Annotated in this window: 9 protein-coding genes; 8 read left to right on the top strand and 1 reads right to left on the bottom strand. The window is 53.1% G+C overall.

Annotation, left to right across the window (positions count from 1 at the left end; genetic code table 11):
* The first annotated feature begins 8 nt into the window (after positions 1–8).
* Positions 9–2,207, top strand: a complete 2,199-nt coding sequence (locus tag ACI31J_RS03015) for an ATP-dependent Clp protease ATP-binding subunit (protein WP_439772971.1) — start codon at positions 9–11, stop codon at positions 2,205–2,207.
* A 65-nt stretch (positions 2,208–2,272) separates the two neighbouring features.
* On the opposite strand, the gene ACI31J_RS03010 is transcribed toward ACI31J_RS03015, so the two are convergent.
* Positions 2,273–2,860 carry a GNAT family N-acetyltransferase gene (locus ACI31J_RS03010; RefSeq protein ID WP_439772970.1) on the bottom strand — a complete coding sequence of 196 codons (588 nt, stop codon included), beginning with the start codon at positions 2,858–2,860 and terminating at the stop codon, positions 2,273–2,275.
* A gap of 120 nt (positions 2,861–2,980) precedes the next feature.
* Here ACI31J_RS03010 and cls point away from each other — a divergent pair, with 120 nt between their 5' ends.
* The 7 genes from cls to ACI31J_RS02975 form a co-directional block, all read left to right on the top strand.
* Positions 2,981–4,447, top strand: coding sequence for a cardiolipin synthase (gene cls, locus ACI31J_RS03005; RefSeq protein WP_439772969.1), 1,467 nt, complete (start codon positions 2,981–2,983; stop codon positions 4,445–4,447).
* Between the two features lie 100 nt (positions 4,448–4,547).
* On the top strand, positions 4,548–8,300 hold the full coding sequence (locus tag ACI31J_RS03000) for a PD-(D/E)XK nuclease family protein (RefSeq protein ID WP_439772968.1): 3,753 nt from the start codon (positions 4,548–4,550) through the stop codon (positions 8,298–8,300).
* Positions 8,300–12,493 carry a helicase-exonuclease AddAB subunit AddA gene (addA, locus tag ACI31J_RS02995; protein ID WP_439772967.1) on the top strand — a complete coding sequence of 1,398 codons (4,194 nt, stop codon included), beginning with the start codon at positions 8,300–8,302 and terminating at the stop codon, positions 12,491–12,493. Before ACI31J_RS03000 ends, addA begins: the two co-directional genes overlap by 1 nt.
* Positions 12,480–13,415, top strand: a complete 936-nt coding sequence (locus tag ACI31J_RS02990; protein ID WP_439772966.1) for a LacI family DNA-binding transcriptional regulator — start codon at positions 12,480–12,482, stop codon at positions 13,413–13,415. Before addA ends, ACI31J_RS02990 begins: the two co-directional genes overlap by 14 nt.
* Before the next feature lie 136 nt (positions 13,416–13,551).
* On the top strand, positions 13,552–14,730 hold the full coding sequence (locus ACI31J_RS02985; protein WP_439772965.1) for an acetyl-CoA C-acetyltransferase: 1,179 nt from the start codon (positions 13,552–13,554) through the stop codon (positions 14,728–14,730).
* A gap of 220 nt (positions 14,731–14,950) precedes the next feature.
* On the top strand, positions 14,951–16,297 hold the full coding sequence (locus ACI31J_RS02980; RefSeq protein WP_439772964.1) for an SLC45 family MFS transporter: 1,347 nt from the start codon (positions 14,951–14,953) through the stop codon (positions 16,295–16,297).
* A gap of 80 nt (positions 16,298–16,377) precedes the next feature.
* Positions 16,378–16,576: hypothetical protein (locus ACI31J_RS02975; protein WP_439772963.1), on the top strand; the 199-nt coding region annotated here is incomplete at its 3' end.

Below are 16,576 nucleotides of genomic sequence, written 5' to 3'. Positions count from 1 at the left end.
ACTGCATAATGGCTCAAAATCCAATGGATCCATTTAACAGCGATATGAATGACATCTTTAACCAATTAATGGGCGGCATGAACGGTTATAACTCCGAAAATCGGCGTTACATGATTAATGGTCGTGAAGTTACACCAGAAGAGTTTGCCCAATACCGGCAAACTGGTCAGTTGCCTGGTGGTGCAGCACCGCAAGCTGGCCACCCAGGTCAACAGCCAAACGAAGGCAAGGAGAGTATTCTTCACAAGCTTGGCCGGAACCTGACTGAAGAAGCCCGGCAAGGTGAGCTGGACCCCGTAATTGGCCGGAACAAGGAAATTCAAGAAACAGCTGAAATCTTAAGCCGGCGGACAAAGAACAACCCAGTGCTGGTTGGTGACGCCGGGGTTGGTAAGACGGCCGTTGTCGAAGGATTGGCTCAGGCAATCGTTCACGGTGACGTTCCAGCACCAATCAAGGACAAGGAAATTATCAGCATTGATATTTCTGGTCTGGAAGCTGGTACTCAATACCGTGGAAGCTTCGAAGAGAACATGCAAAAGCTGATCGACGAAGTCAAGAAGGCCGGCAACATTATCCTCTTCTTCGATGAAATTCACCAGATCATCGGTGCCGGTTCTACTGGCTCTGACAGTGGTTCCAAGGGAATGGCTGACATCATCAAGCCAGCACTTTCCCGTGGTGAAATCACGGTTATCGGTGCTACGACGCAAGACGAATACCGGAACACCATCATGAAGGATGCTGCACTGGCTCGGCGGTTCAACCCAGTTACGGTTAACGCCCCAAGCAAGGCCGACACGATTGCTATCCTGAAGGGAATTCGGGATCTCTACGAACGTCACCACAACGTCAAGTTGCCTGACGATGTTCTCCAGGCCGCCGTTGACTACTCCGTTCAATACATGCCACAACGGGCATTGCCAGACAAGGCCATTGACCTGATCGACATGACGGCCGCTCACCTGGCTGCAAAGCACCCAGCACACGATGCAAAGCAGATTGAAGCCGAAATCAAGCAGGAAGAAAAGAAGCAAAAGGATGCTGCTGCTAAGGAAGACTACAAGGCAGCTCAAGCCGCTAAGGATAAGATTGCTGACTTGAAGAAGCAACTTAGCCAAAACTCCGAAGACGAAAAGGTTACGGCAACGCCAGAAGATGTTGCTAACGCCGTTGAACAGATGACTGGTATTCCGGTATCAAAGATCGGCGCTAGTGATGTTGAACGTCTAAAGGACATGGACAAGCGGCTTGAAGGCAAGGTTATCGGCCAAGACGAAGCCGTTGAAGCCGTTTCACGGGCTATCCGGCGTAACCGGGCCGGCTTTGACGAAGGTGACCAACCAATTGGTTCCTTCCTCTTCGTTGGTCCTACTGGGGTTGGTAAGACTGAGTTGGCTAAGCAATTAGCCCTCGACATGTTCGGCTCCAAGAACGACATCATCCGGCTGGATATGTCTGAATACTCAGACCGGACGGCTGTTTCCAAGCTGATCGGGACGACTGCTGGTTACGTTGGTTACGACGACAACAACAACACCTTGACTGAAAAGGTTCGTCGTCACCCATACTCCATCATTTTGCTGGATGAAATTGAAAAGGCTAACCCGCAAGTTATTACCCTGTTGCTGCAAGTCCTCGATGACGGTCGCTTGACTGACGGTCAAGGTAACACCATTGACTTCAAGAACACGATCATCATTGCTACTTCCAACGCCGGTTACTCCAGTGATGCTCCAATCAAGCTCGGTGACGACGAGGACGAAGAAGATCTGATCAAGAAGCTGACCAACTACTTCCGTCCAGAATTCCTCAACCGGTTCAACGCCATTGTTGAATTCCACAGCTTGACTAAGGAAGACCTGCAAAAGATCGTTGACCTGATGCTTGCCGATGTCAACAAGACGCTGGCTAAGAAGGGCATGGACGTTAAGGTAACCCCAACTGCTAAGAAGTACCTGATTGATGAAGGTTACGACAAGGCCATGGGTGCCCGTCCACTTCGTCGGGTGATCGAACGTGAAATCCGGGACAAGGTCACTGACTACTACCTTGACCACCTTGATGCAAAGCACTTGGTTGCTGAAATGAAGGATGGCAAGCTGGTAATCGTTGATGCCAAGGACGCTGCTAAAGACGACAGCAAGGAATACACGCCTAAGGATGGCCAGGCTGACGACAAGGATGCCAAAAAAGAAGATAAGTAATTCAGCGAATAAATAATTGCTGAGTAAATAAAGACCCGCTCAAGACGTTCTTGAGCGGGTCTTTTTTAATTGTCGTGGTGGAGCAGCGGCTTCATGAAGTCGTTGGTGACGTGATCTTGATGATGGGGCTGGGTGATATTGAGCTCGAAGGCCAGACGATGAGGATCGAGTTTGTCGTTAACCTCGATGTCTCCCCGGTATTCAAAGCCGCAGCTCTTAGCCAATCCCTGCATGGCGGCGTTGACGGGATGGGTATCCAGCCGGAAATTGGTAAGCCCCTTGGCCAGCCCTAATGTCAGCAGGTTAGACATCAAAAACTGCCCGAGATGGTGGCCGCGGAAACGGCTGCTGATGACCACCCGGTGGAAGGTGGCATATGGTTGGGTTGGCTGAGCCCACTGGCCATTGGTGATGTGCTGGTAGTTGGGATCAGGAGTAAGCTGCATGGCCACGTAGCCGGCGACTTGTTGATCGATCACGAGTACCCAGCCGATCTTTTTAGTGATGTCTTCGGTGATCATGGTGATGTTGGGATGGCCGTCCTGCCACTGAGGACTGCCGGCCTTCTTCATGGCCGCTTTGGCATCATTAATGATCTCCATGACCGTGTGCCGGTCGACCAGTTGAGCTTGGCGAAGGTAAATTTGTGTCATTTGTTGGTACTTCTTTCGTGGAATTTATGCATATCTTAACACAGATTCAAACATTTGCCGCTATTCGATAAGCGGGGGGTGCGTTAAAATGATATTAATAACTTATGAGGAGGGTTATCAATGGAGCTAACGTGGGCAATTGTTCGCTGGGTTATTGTGGCCATTATCCTGATCAACGAAATTGCGGCGATTTATACGGTTTTCCGTGAAAAACGGGATATCGCGGCCACCTGGGCCTGGCTCTTGGTCCTGACCCTGATCCCAGTCATCGGTTTCATCATTTACGCCTTCCTCGGCCGTAAACTGCCCCACCGGCGGTTGAACCTGATGAAGACCCAGACCCAGCTCCGGATCCAGGAGGCCATCGACCGGCAGAAACAACAGTTTATCAACATGCCTAAGCCGCGGCACACCACTACGCAGATCTACCGGCGGACGGTAATGCTTTTTCAGAGCCTGGACGATTCTTTCCTCAGCCAGCGAAATCACGTAACCATTTATACAACTGGTCAGAAGCTCTTTAGTCAGATGTTCGACGAGATTGCCGCCGCCAAGAAAAGCATCCACATTGAATTTTACACGATCTATAACGACCAGATCGGCAACCAATTGCGGACCCTCCTGGAACGTAAGGCTGCCGAAGGGGTCGAGGTCCGAGTGTTGTATGATTCCTGGGGTTCGATGGGGGTCCGGCCGAGCTTTTATGATGGCCTGCGGGAACGTGGCGGGCATGCGACCCAGTTTCTTTTGACCCGTAACAACCTTTTTGATTTCCGGCTGAACTACCGTGACCACCGGAAGATCGTGGTGCTTGATGGCAAGATCGGCTACGTCGGCGGTTTTAACATTGGTGACCAGTACCTGGGCCGGTCGCCGAAGTTTGGCCCCTGGAGAGATACCCACCTGCGAATCGTCGGCGGTGGGGTCTACGGCCTTCAGCGACGGTTTATCGGTGACTGGAATGCCTCAGTCAGTCAATATTCAGAGAAACTGACTCATTACCGGCAGTACTTTCCGGAGATCAAGGTTCAACACGGGACGACGGCTCTCCAGGTGGTCTCCAGCGGTCCAGAATCGGAACAGGAGAAGATCAAGCTGGGGTACCTGCGGCTAATCAACGCTGCCCAGGATCACATTTGGATTCAAACTCCCTACCTGATCCCCGATGATAGTGTTCTGGATGCCTTGCGGGTGGCTGTCCATTCTGGAATCGATGTCCGGATCATGATCCCGTGCAAGCCGGACCACCCGTTTGTATACCGGGCAACCCAGTATTATGCATATGCCTTAGCTAACGAAGGGGTTACCATCTATACCTACCAGCGGGGCTTTTTGCACGCTAAGACGATGGTGATTGACGGCAAGATGGCCTCGGTCGGATCAGCAAATATGGACTTTCGGAGTTTCAAATTGAACTTTGAGATCAATGCTTTTATCTATGACAGTGACACGACAGACCAGCTGGAGCAGATCTTCGTCAACGATATCCGTAATAGTCGCGTGGTAACGGCGGCGGCCTTTGACCAGCAGTCCCGGTGGCTGCATTTCAAGCAGCGCTTCTCACGGTTGCTTTCGCCGATTCTTTAAAAATGGTGACATTGCTCACCAATTTTTTTGTGCGTTGTTTGAACATATGTTCGTATGGTAAAATGCAGTTACAATACACGCACGAAAGGATGAATAATTTATGGGAAGCCTGGGTTTTGTCTTAGGGACCGCGGCGGTTGACCATCAGCAGGTTTTGGTTGACCAGTTAGCGGACCAGCTGAAAACGGCACCAGCTGAGGATACTTTCTTTTATATTGTGCCTAACCATATCAAGTTCGAAACGGAAATCAGTGTTCTCGCCGGCCTGCGCAAACGGCAAAACCAAGGCAATCCACAGGGGCGGTTTGCGGCTAGCCGAGTCCAGGTGTTGTCCTTTAGTCGGCTGGCCTGGTACCTATTGCGAGATACCCCTCTTTTTAGACGAACCCGCCTGTCCAAGGTCGGGACGGCAATGCTTACGACCAAGATCCTACAGGAGCACGCGGGGGATCTTCGGCTGTATGCAAGTGAAATTCAGCATCCCGGCTTTGTTCAGAAATTGACTGACCAGCTGGCAGAACTTCAAATGGCCAACATTACCGCCGACGATTTTTCACTGATCCTTCAAAAGGCCCAGACCGCTAGCCAGGTTAAGGACAATCCAGCCTGGGTGGCCAAGATGCACGATGTTGAGCTGATTTACCATGCGTATGAGGAACGAATGCAGAAATATTTCCTGGGAAATATTGACCTTTACCAGCAACTGGCCCAATACCTATATGACCATCCTGAAAGTCGTCATATGCACTTCTTCCTGGACCGGTTCACACAGTTCACTGCTGCCGAACAGCAGATCGTTGACGCTATTATCCTCAATGCCAAAACCACTACCATCTCGTTCACACTGGACCGCGGCTACCCTGACCAACGCCATCCCAGTCCCGCTGAGCTTCCGAAAAAGGGCGACCTCTTTTACAACTCAGCGATGCAGTACCACCGTCTCTGGAAGTTTGCCCAGGCTCATCCCCAGCAGGTACGGCTGGTCAATAATGTTGAGTATGCCACCGCTCACCGGGTTAGCACCGACCTGGCCGAATTCGACCGCTTCTTTAAGCGCTACGCCGCCGAACCGATTGATTTGACAGCAGGCCATCCCCTAGATGATGCCCGCAGCATTCAGGTTCAATCTGTTCCCAATCGGCTGGCGGAGCTGAACCACGTCGCCACCCAGATTCGACAAATGGTGGCCACGGGGAAGTACCGTTACCGTGATTTCTTAATTCTGACGCGGCACCTGGACGGCTACCAAACAATGATCGCCCCGGTCTTTGCCAGCCACCAGATTCCCATCTTCAATGATCATGAACGGCGAATGGATAAGCATCCGCTGGTGGTGTTGCTGACGGCCCTTTTGCAGATCCCGCTCTATGGCTACCAGACGAGCGACATTATCCAACTCTTGAAAACGTGGCTGCTGTTACCGACAGGTTTTGACCAGGATGAACTGGAGGCGGCGGTCTTTACGACAGAAAACTGGTGCCTCAAACAGGCGATCGCGGGTAAGCACGCCTGGACAACCCAAGATCCTAGAGAAATTGCTGAACTTTGGCAGGTCAAGGGAACCAACCCGCAGGCAGCTAACTATGCCCATTCGCGGCAAAAAAAGGTCAACGACCAGTTGCAACTGATCCGCAATTTTGTCGGTCAGACCCTGATCCCCTTCTTTGACGAACTCAAGGAGGTTCAAACGGGCCGGGAACTAGCTACCAATGTGTACCAGTTCCTGGTTGACAATGGGGTGACGGAGCGGCTGAATAACTGGCAGAATTATCAGGCCGAACAGGGAAAACTAGACCTGGCAAGGCGGCCGAAGCAGGTATGGGCAACCTTCTGCCAGATCATTGAAGAATATGTCCTGATCCTTGGCGACCAGCAGGTGGGAGCGACCAGTCAAGCAGACCTATTGACCAACTTCGGTGAGATCCTGCAGGCCGGCTTTGCGGCAGCCCAGTATTCCCAGATCCCAGCGACCCTCGACCAGGTAGTCATTTCCGAAACCGGGATTGTGCAGAGTCAGGAGCACCGGGTGGTCTTCATGATCGGCGCCACTGATGATGTGATGCCAGAGGTTCATGATGATGAGGGATTGCTGACGGATAGTGATAAGGACCTGTTGAGCCAATACCTCGATGCCGACTCGCAGTACCTGCCAGCTACTGCGGTGGATCAATTGGTCGACGAGCCCTTCGTCAACTACCAAGGGTTCATGAGCGCACAAGAGCAGCTGATCATTTCAGCACCCCAATTCAGTGCGGACGACAAGGAACTCCAGCCGTCGCCATATATGATTGATACGGCCCGCTTCTTTAAGATCACTGGTGAAGTAGTTCCGTTGGCAACGAGTCCCGCTGGCCAGGCAGATGCTGCCCCGTTCGTCAGTGCTCCCTTGGCAACCATCAACCAGTTGGTCCAGGTGGTCCGTCAGCTTAGCGATGACCAGGAAGTGCCGGTCGGCAAAAAGCCGCAGTGGCCCGCTAGTTGGCAACGGGTTGGCTATGCTTTGAATCAGCTGGCCGAGCATGATGAATCTTTAAGGGCCCGGCTAGCCGTCATCCAACGTGGCTTTGCCTACCGCAACCAGACCAAAGACATTACGGCCCCAATGGCCCAGGCCCTCTACCTGCACACGGCTAAGGATGAGCCGGGGCAGGTCCTCTACGCGTCAATCTCGCAGCTGCAGGACTTCTACGTTAACCAGTATGAATACTTCTTGAAGTATGGCCTGCGTCTGCGCAAGCGGGATGAATTGTCCCTATCCAACGACCGGATCGGGACCTACTTCCACCGGGCAATGGAGGTCTTCGTCAACCTCGTTCGGGATTCTAATTTGCGCTTTGCCGACCTGGCCAAGGACGAAAATCACGCGGCCCTGGTTGAGTTCACCAGCCGGGCTTTGGATGCGGCCGACCAGCTTCAGCCTGAATTGTTACGCTTGGTCAGTTCGTCGGCCCAGGCCCGTTTTCAGTACCAACAGCTGACGGCAATTGTTAAGACGATGCTAGCGACCCTCTGTCAGCAGGCCGCCAACGCCCACTTCGTTCCGCGGGAAACGGAAGTTCAGTTTGGCCAGATCAACGGCCGTCAGGCCGCCGACTGGGCCCCACTTGAATACCCATTGGATGACCAGCGGCACATCCAGCTGCGCGGGCGAATTGACCGGGTTGACCAGATTGACGTTGGCGACCAGAAGTATCTTGCGGTGGTAGATTATAAGTCGGGTGACCGGCTCTTTGACTTGACGGCAGCCTATTACGGGATCTCCCTCCAGCTGCTGACCTACCTCAGCGGCCTTGAGGTCAACCTTGACAAGCTCAACCTCAGCGCGGCGAACCTAGCGGGAGCCCTTTACCTGCACCTGAATAACCCGACTATCAAGGCAACGGACCTCCTGAAGGGCTCGCCGGCACACCGGGACCAGCGATTGTTAGACTTGCGGCTGAAAGCCCACCAGTATAAGGGGATTCTCTTAAATAATAGCGACCTGCTGAACAACATTGCCAAACAGGGCCATGCCGAATTGGTCTACCCTCTGAAGAAGAATGGCAGTTCAAGCAAGGAAGCTCTGCTGGCTGATGACCGGCAGTTGCAGTGGTTGCGTGATAATAACCGGCGGCTGATCATTGATGCCGGTAAGCAGATCCTTAGTGGCCAGCTCAAGTTAAACCCGTATCGGCTGATTGACGGCAGCAACCGGAAAACGGGGCTGGACTACACCGACTACCTGGATATTTACCAGTTCGACAGTATGCTGGACCAAGGGCTTTACCACGAGCTGGATTCCCGGATCGCCAAGGAGAAATTCGATGATGTGCGTAAAAAAGAGCAAAACAACGATGATGGGGAGGATCAATAATGGCAGATTTTTCACCGACCGCGGCGCAGAGCAAGGCAATTAAAACCCGGGGAAAGAATATCCTGGTTTCGGCTTCGGCCGGTTCCGGTAAGACCGCTGTGCTGGTCAACCGGGTGATTGAACTGATTAAGGAGGGCCAAGATATTGACCGGATGCTGCTGGTAACCTTTACCGATGCGGCTGCCAAGAACATGCGGGACAAGATCCGCAAGGCCCTTCAGGAGATCGCCCAGGATCACCATCAGCCCAAGGCCATGCGGGACCGGATGACCAACCAGATCAACCGGCTGGCGGCCGCTGACATCAGTACCATCCACGCCTTTTGCCTGAAGCTGATCAAACGCTATTACTACCTGATCAACCTGGACCCGCAGTTTCGGCTGTTGACGGACCAGACTGAGCAGCTCTTATTGGAAGAGGAGGTCTGGCAACAGGTTAGTGAGCGCTACTACGCGGCTGCCGATGCAAAGGAAGCGGGAATGGCATCATTTCGCCAACTAGTCCTCAACTTCTCGAATGACCGGGACGACCAGGGCCTCGACGATTTGATTCTGAAGTTGTATGACGTTGCCAACGCGCAAGCCGATCCAGCGGCCTGGCTGAACCAGCTGCCGCACAGTTATGACCTTGCAGGGGATATTCTCGAGACGGCTTTCTACCGGCAGGGCCTCAGACCGGTTTTGGTCGAGCGGCTTCACCAGTTCCAACACGATGAGGAAGAACTGATCCAGCGGGCCGAAGACGCGGCCCTGCCTAAGGACGCTACCCAGCTCAGGCAGGAGAAGGCGGTGTTTGAACAGCTGATTGATCAGTTGAACGGAGGCGAAGGTCGTGATGTGCGGGTGTTGCTTGAGCAAGTCAACTTTGCCAACTTCCGCGGGAAACCAGGCGATCCTAACCTGTTGAAGATCTACCAGGCCATCAAGAAGGACCGCGATCAGCTTAAGAAGGATTGGGAACGCCTGGTCAAGGACTACCTCGGGGACGAAGACGAGGGCGAGTTAATCGCGAAGGTTCAAAATATTCAGCAGCAGTTTGCCCAGCTGGCACAAGAAGCTGCTGACCTGCCACAGGCACAACGGGTCCTAATCCAGGATCAGCAGCGGCTGCAGGTGGTCCTGGACGTGTTTAAGCCGGTGACCTGGAATACCCTGCGTGCCAGCTTCAACAACCTGTCATTTAAGAGTGTTTCGCGGATTCCTAAGGACGCAACCCCGGAGATGACCGCGGCTCACGAAACGGTCAAGACGGTCCGTAAAGGAATCAAGGAACAGCTGGACAAGGTCAAGGAGCATTTCTTTGTCTATGACGAGGAGCAATTGCGGACGATCTCCCAGCATGCCCAGGCGATCTTGTCCAAACTGAGTGCGGTGACCCAGGATTTCATGGACCAGTATCAGCAGACGAAGCTCAACCGGCACGTCCTAGAGTTCAGCGACCTGGAGCATTATGCCTACCAGATCCTCAGCCCGGCGGCCGATGATCCGGATTGGCAGGCCCTAGTTGCCAACCTGCAGGACCACTACCAGGCCATCATGGTCGATGAATACCAGGATACCAACCAGCTTCAGGAGAGCATCCTGATGCACCTGGCCAGAGAAGATGCCCATAACCTCTTCATGGTGGGGGATGTCAAGCAGTCGATCTACCGCTTCAGAGAGGCAGATCCGTCCCTTTTCCTTAATAAGTACCAGCGTTATCAGCATGCGGACAGTAGCACGGCGATTGTTCTAGGGGAAAATTTCCGTTCGATGAGCAACGTGACGACCTTCACCAACCTTTTGTTCAGCCAGCTGATGGATCCCGAAGTGGGGGAGATCGCCTATGATGAGGACGCGGAGCTGAAGTACGCTGCCCACTACTACGATGATGCGGCACAACCGCAGCCGGTCGAGATCATGCTCTATGACGCCAACGCCAGTCAGCAGGACAAGGGGGCCCGCCGTGAAACTGATAAGCAGGTCGGCGAGTTTCAGATGGTTGGCCGTCGGATCAAACAGCTGGTTGAAGGCGGCACCCAGATCTATGATGCCGACGAAAAAAAGCTGCGGCCCGTTCAGTACGGTGATATTGTCATCCTGGAGCGGACCAAGGCGATCAACAACACCCTGATGGAGCAATTCAACAAGCTTGATATCCCGCTGACCGTTCACGATGTCGAGAATTACTTCCAGGCCACCGAAGTCCGGGTGATGCTGGCCATGCTCAAGATAATTGACAACCCCCACCAGGACATTCCGCTGGTGGCGGTCCTGCGTTCACCAATCGTCGGCTTGGATAATCAGGAGCTGTCCTTCATCCGCCTGCAGAACCAGGCCGCAGACTACTACACCGCGCTTACGACCTTTATCTACAACTACCGGCACCATCACAAGCTGCGGCCCTACAAGAAGGCCAATGAACTACTTGCTCCCGGCCGACAGCAGGCCCTCTACCACAAACTGGTGACCTTAATGACGCAACTCGACCAGTTTCGGCATACGGCCCAGCAGGAGACCCTGGTGGACCTGATTTGGCAGATTTACCAAGAGACAGGCTACTTGGACTATGTGGGGGCGATGCGGGGCGGTGCTCAGCGGCAGGCTAACCTTCACGCCCTCTACCAACGAGCCCATACCTACGAGGAGAGCAGTTTCAAGGGCCTTTATCAATTCATCCGTTTCATTGAAAAAATGCAGGAACACGACAAGGACCTTGGGGTGGCCCCCACCCAGCTGACCGCCAACACGGTCAATGTGATGACGATTCACGGTAGCAAGGGTCTCCAGTTTCCGATTGTCTTCCTGGTTGACGCGACCCATGGTTTCAACGATAGTGCCAAGCGTGCTAACGTCGTGGTGGACGCTAAAGTGGGCGTTGGGATCCGCTGGCTGGACGATGACCGGGTGGTCTATGATACCCCCCAGCGGCAGGTTGCCATTGACACGATCGGCCGGAGCGAACGCGCGGAGGACTTGCGGGTCCTTTACGTGGCCCTGACACGGGCAGAACAGCGGCTGTTCATCACGGGTTCGTTTAATGACGAAGTGAAGACCCAGAGCCTAGTCGCATCTTGGAACCGGTGGCAGAAAGCCTTTCAGAGCCACGGGACGGTGCTGAGTCCCCAGCCGCGGCTTGATGCAAAGTCATTCATGGACTGGATCGGCTTGGCTCTAGCGCGCTATTCTAACAGAGCCAATCATTTTACCGCCGCGGACTTGACGGTGGGGGATGCGGCGCTGACTGACAGCGTCCTGGCTGGCGGTGATCAACGGGCTCAGGCGGAGGCAGCCACGGGCTTTATCGTGCGGTCCTTTGACGCTGACGGCCTCAATAAGCTTTCGGTGACTACGGGCGAAGGTGCCGTCAAGCAGACCAATCCTGAATTGGCCACAGCCTCGCCAGCGGTCAAGCAGGACTTTACCCAGATCCTTGGCTACCAATACCCCCACCAGACGGCGACAAAGACAACTGCTTATCAGTCGGTCACGGACGTCAAACGGGTCTTTGAAGATGATGACCCCCGCTTAGGCCAGCGCGATTATGCTGCAGATGCGAAGGAAAACCCAGCTGAAAGTGATCAGCAAAAACATAGCGGAATCTATATTAACCCAGACTTTGCGGTACCAAATTTCGTTCAAGATGATGCTGCCGCCCCTAAGGCGACCCAAGTGGGGACGGCTACCCACCTGGTTTTCCAAAAGCTGTCCCTCGACCAGCCGATCACGACTACGGCGGTCCGAGACGAGATTACGAACCTGACCCAGCAGGGGCTAATGGCTCCGGCCACCGCTGCCCGAATCGACGTTACTGGCATCGTGAACTTCTTTAAGACAAAAGTTGGCCGGCAAATCCTGGAACACCCTAATGACTACCACCGTGAGGAGCCGTTTGCGATGATTATGAATGGCCATGAACCATTTGAAGACATCGCCGAAGATGACGATGACCAGGTCTTGATTCACGGGATCATTGATGGTTACCTGGTTACTAATGACGGAATTATTCTGGTCGATTATAAGACCGACCATCTGGCAGCGACACCGGCGGCGATCAAGCAGGTTGTGCAGAAGTATAGCGGTCAACTTCGCCTATATGCAGAGGCGTTGAACATCATGCAGCCAATCCCGGTTGTCCAAATGGGTCTGTACCTGGTAGAATTGAATGAGTTTGTATCAATTCAAGGTGAAGGTGAGAAGAGTGGCGACCATTAAAGATATTGCCTTGCGTGCCGGCGTGTCAGTATCAACCGCGTCTCGGGCGCTTAATGATAACCCGCGGATCAGTCAGGCGACGCGGTTAAAAGTTAAACAGGTGGCTAGTGAACTGAATTATCAGCCTAATTACAATGCGCAGAACCTGACTCGGGGAGAATCAAACATGGTGGGGCTGGTATTCCCGGTGACCACTGATACGGCACCGGCAAACCCCTTCCACATTGACCTAATGCGGGGGATCAGCAGTGCCCTCACGCCGTTGCGGTATGAGATGGTGGTGGCGATTGCGCCTAGCCAAGAAGAACTTCTGGCGAGCGTTAAGTCGATGGTGACCCAGTCTAAGATTCATAATTTTCTGATATTCTACACGATGGCTAACGATCCGGTGACGGCTTACCTGCGCAAGCATCAGCTTAATTTCGTGGTGATCGGTCATCCGACCGCCCAGCACCCGGACCGCTTTGTTGATAATGACAACATTAAGGCGGGACGGGCAGCGACGGAGCGGTTAATCGTCCGTCATGGGATTCAGCGGCCAGTCTTTTTAGAGTCGGGTGTCAATTGGACATATGAAGAGGCACGGCGGGCTGGTTACCGGCAGTGCATGACAAGCCACCGGCTGCCGGCTCTCACCTGGTCGGCCAGCCGCGACGAGGGCATCCGTCAATTTCTAGCCAGTCATCCGGAAATTGACGGGATTGTCTGTGCGGATGACATCTTGTACGGTCAACTTAATCGTCACCTGCAACACTACGACCTCCCAATTGCCTGCTTTAACAATAGTCGACTGATGGGCATGCTCTTGGACGAGAGCGAACGAATCGATCTTCAGCCTCGGGAATTGGGCCGAGCGGCGGTGGAACTGCTGTTCAACTCGCGTAAGCACCACCAATTAGTTGACTTTAAAATATATGATTGATGTTAAGAAGCTGGACTGAAAAAAACTGTTGGTTTTTCTCAGTCCAGCTTCTTTCCTGTCCTTTTGCTTGCGTAACCCAGTGTAAATCGCTACACTAGTTAAGCTATGAACAAACAAGAGATGGGGGAATCGACTCATGGAGAAAGTTTACATTGTAGCGGCACAACGGACACCGATCGGTAAATTTGGTGGAGAACTAGCCCCCTTGACCGCTGTCCAGCTTGGCGCAACGGTAATTAAGGACGTGGTCGCTAAATCCGGTCTGGTAGCGGAGCAAGTTGATCAGGTTCTGATGGGAAACGTCATCCAGGCGGGAAGCGGGCAAAACCCTGCTCGTCAGGCATCCATGGCCGCTGGACTGGGGCAGGCGGTTCCGGCCATTACGATCAATGATGTTTGTGCATCCGGTCTCTCAAGCATCAATCTGGCGGCCGGGCTGATCCAGTCCGGCCAGGCTAAGGTGGTGATTGCTGGGGGGATGGAGAGCATGACCAATGCCCCTTACGTCCTAAAGAAGGCCCGCGGCGGTTACCGCTTTGGTGATGGTACCCTGATTGACGCCATGCAGGAAGACGCGCTCAAGGATGTTTATGGCGGCTACCCGATGGGGATCACCGCGGAAAATATCAACGAACGTTATCACGTTACCCGCCGGCAGCAGGATGAGTTTGCCTTGCTCAGTCACCAGAAGGCGGTCCGGGCCCAAGAAGCGGGAAATTTTGACTCTGAGATCACCCCAGTGACGGTGGTTGGCCGACATGGTAGCCACGTGGTCCAAAGAGATGAGGCCCCGCGGCCCGACACCTCCTTGGCGGCCCTGGCTAAACTGAAACCAGCCTTTAAGCAGGACGGGACGGTTACGGCCGGCAATGCCTCGGGAATCAACGATGGGGCAGCCGCGGTGGCCTTGGCATCAGCTACGGCCATCGAAGAATACGGTCTGACCCCGTTAGCTGAGTGGGCTGGGGCTTCTTTGGTCGGCATCGATCCGGCGGTGATGGGACTTGGTCCGTACTATGCTATCAAGAAGCTCTTTGAAACCACCGGCTTGACCAACGCTGACGTGGACCTCTATGAGATCAACGAGGCCTTTGCAACCCAGGCGCTGGTCTGCCAGGACTGGCTCCAGCTTGATCCGGCCAAAGTCAACCCGCGAGGTGGGGCAATCGCTTTGGGACACCCGGTTGGCTGTTCCGGTGCCCGGATCCTGGTAACATTGGTTCACGAACTGCGGGACCTGGATCAGCAGACGGGGATTGCGTCCCTATGTGTCGGCGGCGGCATGGGGATTGCTGCCCTGCTTCGACGAAATTAAGCTGTTTTTAAAAGAAAATTAAATTTTTTTAGTCGTGATAAATCCCGGTATCACGGCTTTTTTCGTCATTTTTTGTGCAAACGGTTGCATTAATTTTGCGCAACCGGTTGCACAATTTGACCAATTCTGGTATATTATTAACGTGAAATCTATGAAGCGCTTACAAAACGTGTTTCATAAGAGAGCAATTATTGTTGTATGAATTAAGGAGTTGTTTGTAATGAGTCAAGAAAAGTCCGCCGGTGCCGGATTGCCAGCGCTCTCGAAGTCGACCATTTGGATGATTAACTTCGGGTTCCTTGGTGTCCAAACCGCCTTTACCTTGCAAAGTTCACAAATGAGCCGGATCTTCCAAACTATTGGGGCCGACCCAAACAACCTGGGATGGTTCTTTATTCTGCCACCACTGGCTGGTTTAATTGTTCAACCAATTATTGGTTACTACTCAGACCGTACTTGGGCACCAAAGCTCGGCGGTCGCCGTCTTCCATACCTCCTGCTCGGTATGATCGTGGCGGTTATTGTTATGTTGCTGCTGCCTAACTCTGGTAGTTTCGGCTTCGGTTACGGTTCACTGGCCGCTTTGTGGTTCGGTGCGATTACCGTTGCCCTCCTGGACCTGTCATCCAACGTTGCCATGCAGCCATTCAAGATGATGGTTGGTGACATGGTCAATGATGACCAGAAGAGTTACGCTTACGGGATTCAGAGTTTCTTGTCAAACACTGGTGCCGTTCTGGCTGCCATCTTCCCGTTCCTGTTAACCTGGTTCGGGGTTGCCAACACCGCCAAGAAGGGGGTCGTTCCAGACTCAGTTATCATTTCCTTCTACGTCGGTGCGGCCCTGCTGGTTGTTACCAGTCTGTTCACGGTCTTCCGGGTTCACGAATACGATCCAGCAACCTACGCTATGTACCATGGTATTTCTGAAGAAGATAATACCGAGGGTGGTAACTGGTTTGAACTCCTGAAGCACGCACCAAAGGCTTTCTGGACCGTTACCCTGGTTCAGTTCTTCTGCTGGTTCGCCTTCCAATACCTGTGGACTTACTCCACCGGTGCGATCGCCAAGAACGTTTGGAACACGACCGATGCTACTTCCGCCGGCTACCAGGCTGCTGGTAACTGGTACGGGGTTTTGGCCGCCGTTCAGTCAATCGCCGCTGTTGTTTGGTCATATGTTTTGGCCAAGGTTCCTAACAAGTACCACAAGGCTGGTTATGCCGGCAGTCTGCTGCTCGGTGCCATTGGGTTCTTGTCAGTATTCTTCATCCACTCCCAAGGCGCTTTGATCATTTCTTACATTCTGGTCGGGATCGCCTGGGCCGGGATGAACACCTACCCATTGACCATTGTTACGAACGCCCTTTCTGGTAAGCACATGGGTACTTACCTGGGTCTGTTCAACGGTTCAATCTGTCTGCCACAGATTGTTGCTTCCCTGCTTAGTTTTGCACTGTTCCCACTGCTTGGTGGTTCCCAAGTTCACATGTTCATCGTGGCCGGGATCGTTCTGGCCTGCGGTGCATTGTCAGTCGGTGCAATCAAGGAAACTTACGCTGAATAATTTAATTTAACTAATCAAGAGACTTATAATAAGGGCGTAGTTGATACACCCTTATTTCTATGAAAGGAATTGAGAAAGCAATGAAACGGACATTTGATATCGCTCCATGGCATGTCGCTACTAAGACATGGGATCCTGAAGACAAGCGTCTCCAAGAATCAATGACTAGTTTGGCAAACGAAAACCTCGGGATGCGGGGCTTCTTTGAAGAAGGTTACTCTGGTGACCACATGCAAGGCCTCTACCTCGGTGGTGTTTGGTTCCCTGACAAGACCCGTG

Source organism: Limosilactobacillus sp. (genome assembly GCF_051873075.1).
Taxonomy (GTDB): domain Bacteria; phylum Bacillota; class Bacilli; order Lactobacillales; family Lactobacillaceae; genus Limosilactobacillus.
Note: the sequence above shows the minus strand (reverse complement) of the source record. Positions and strands in the feature narration are given on the sequence as shown.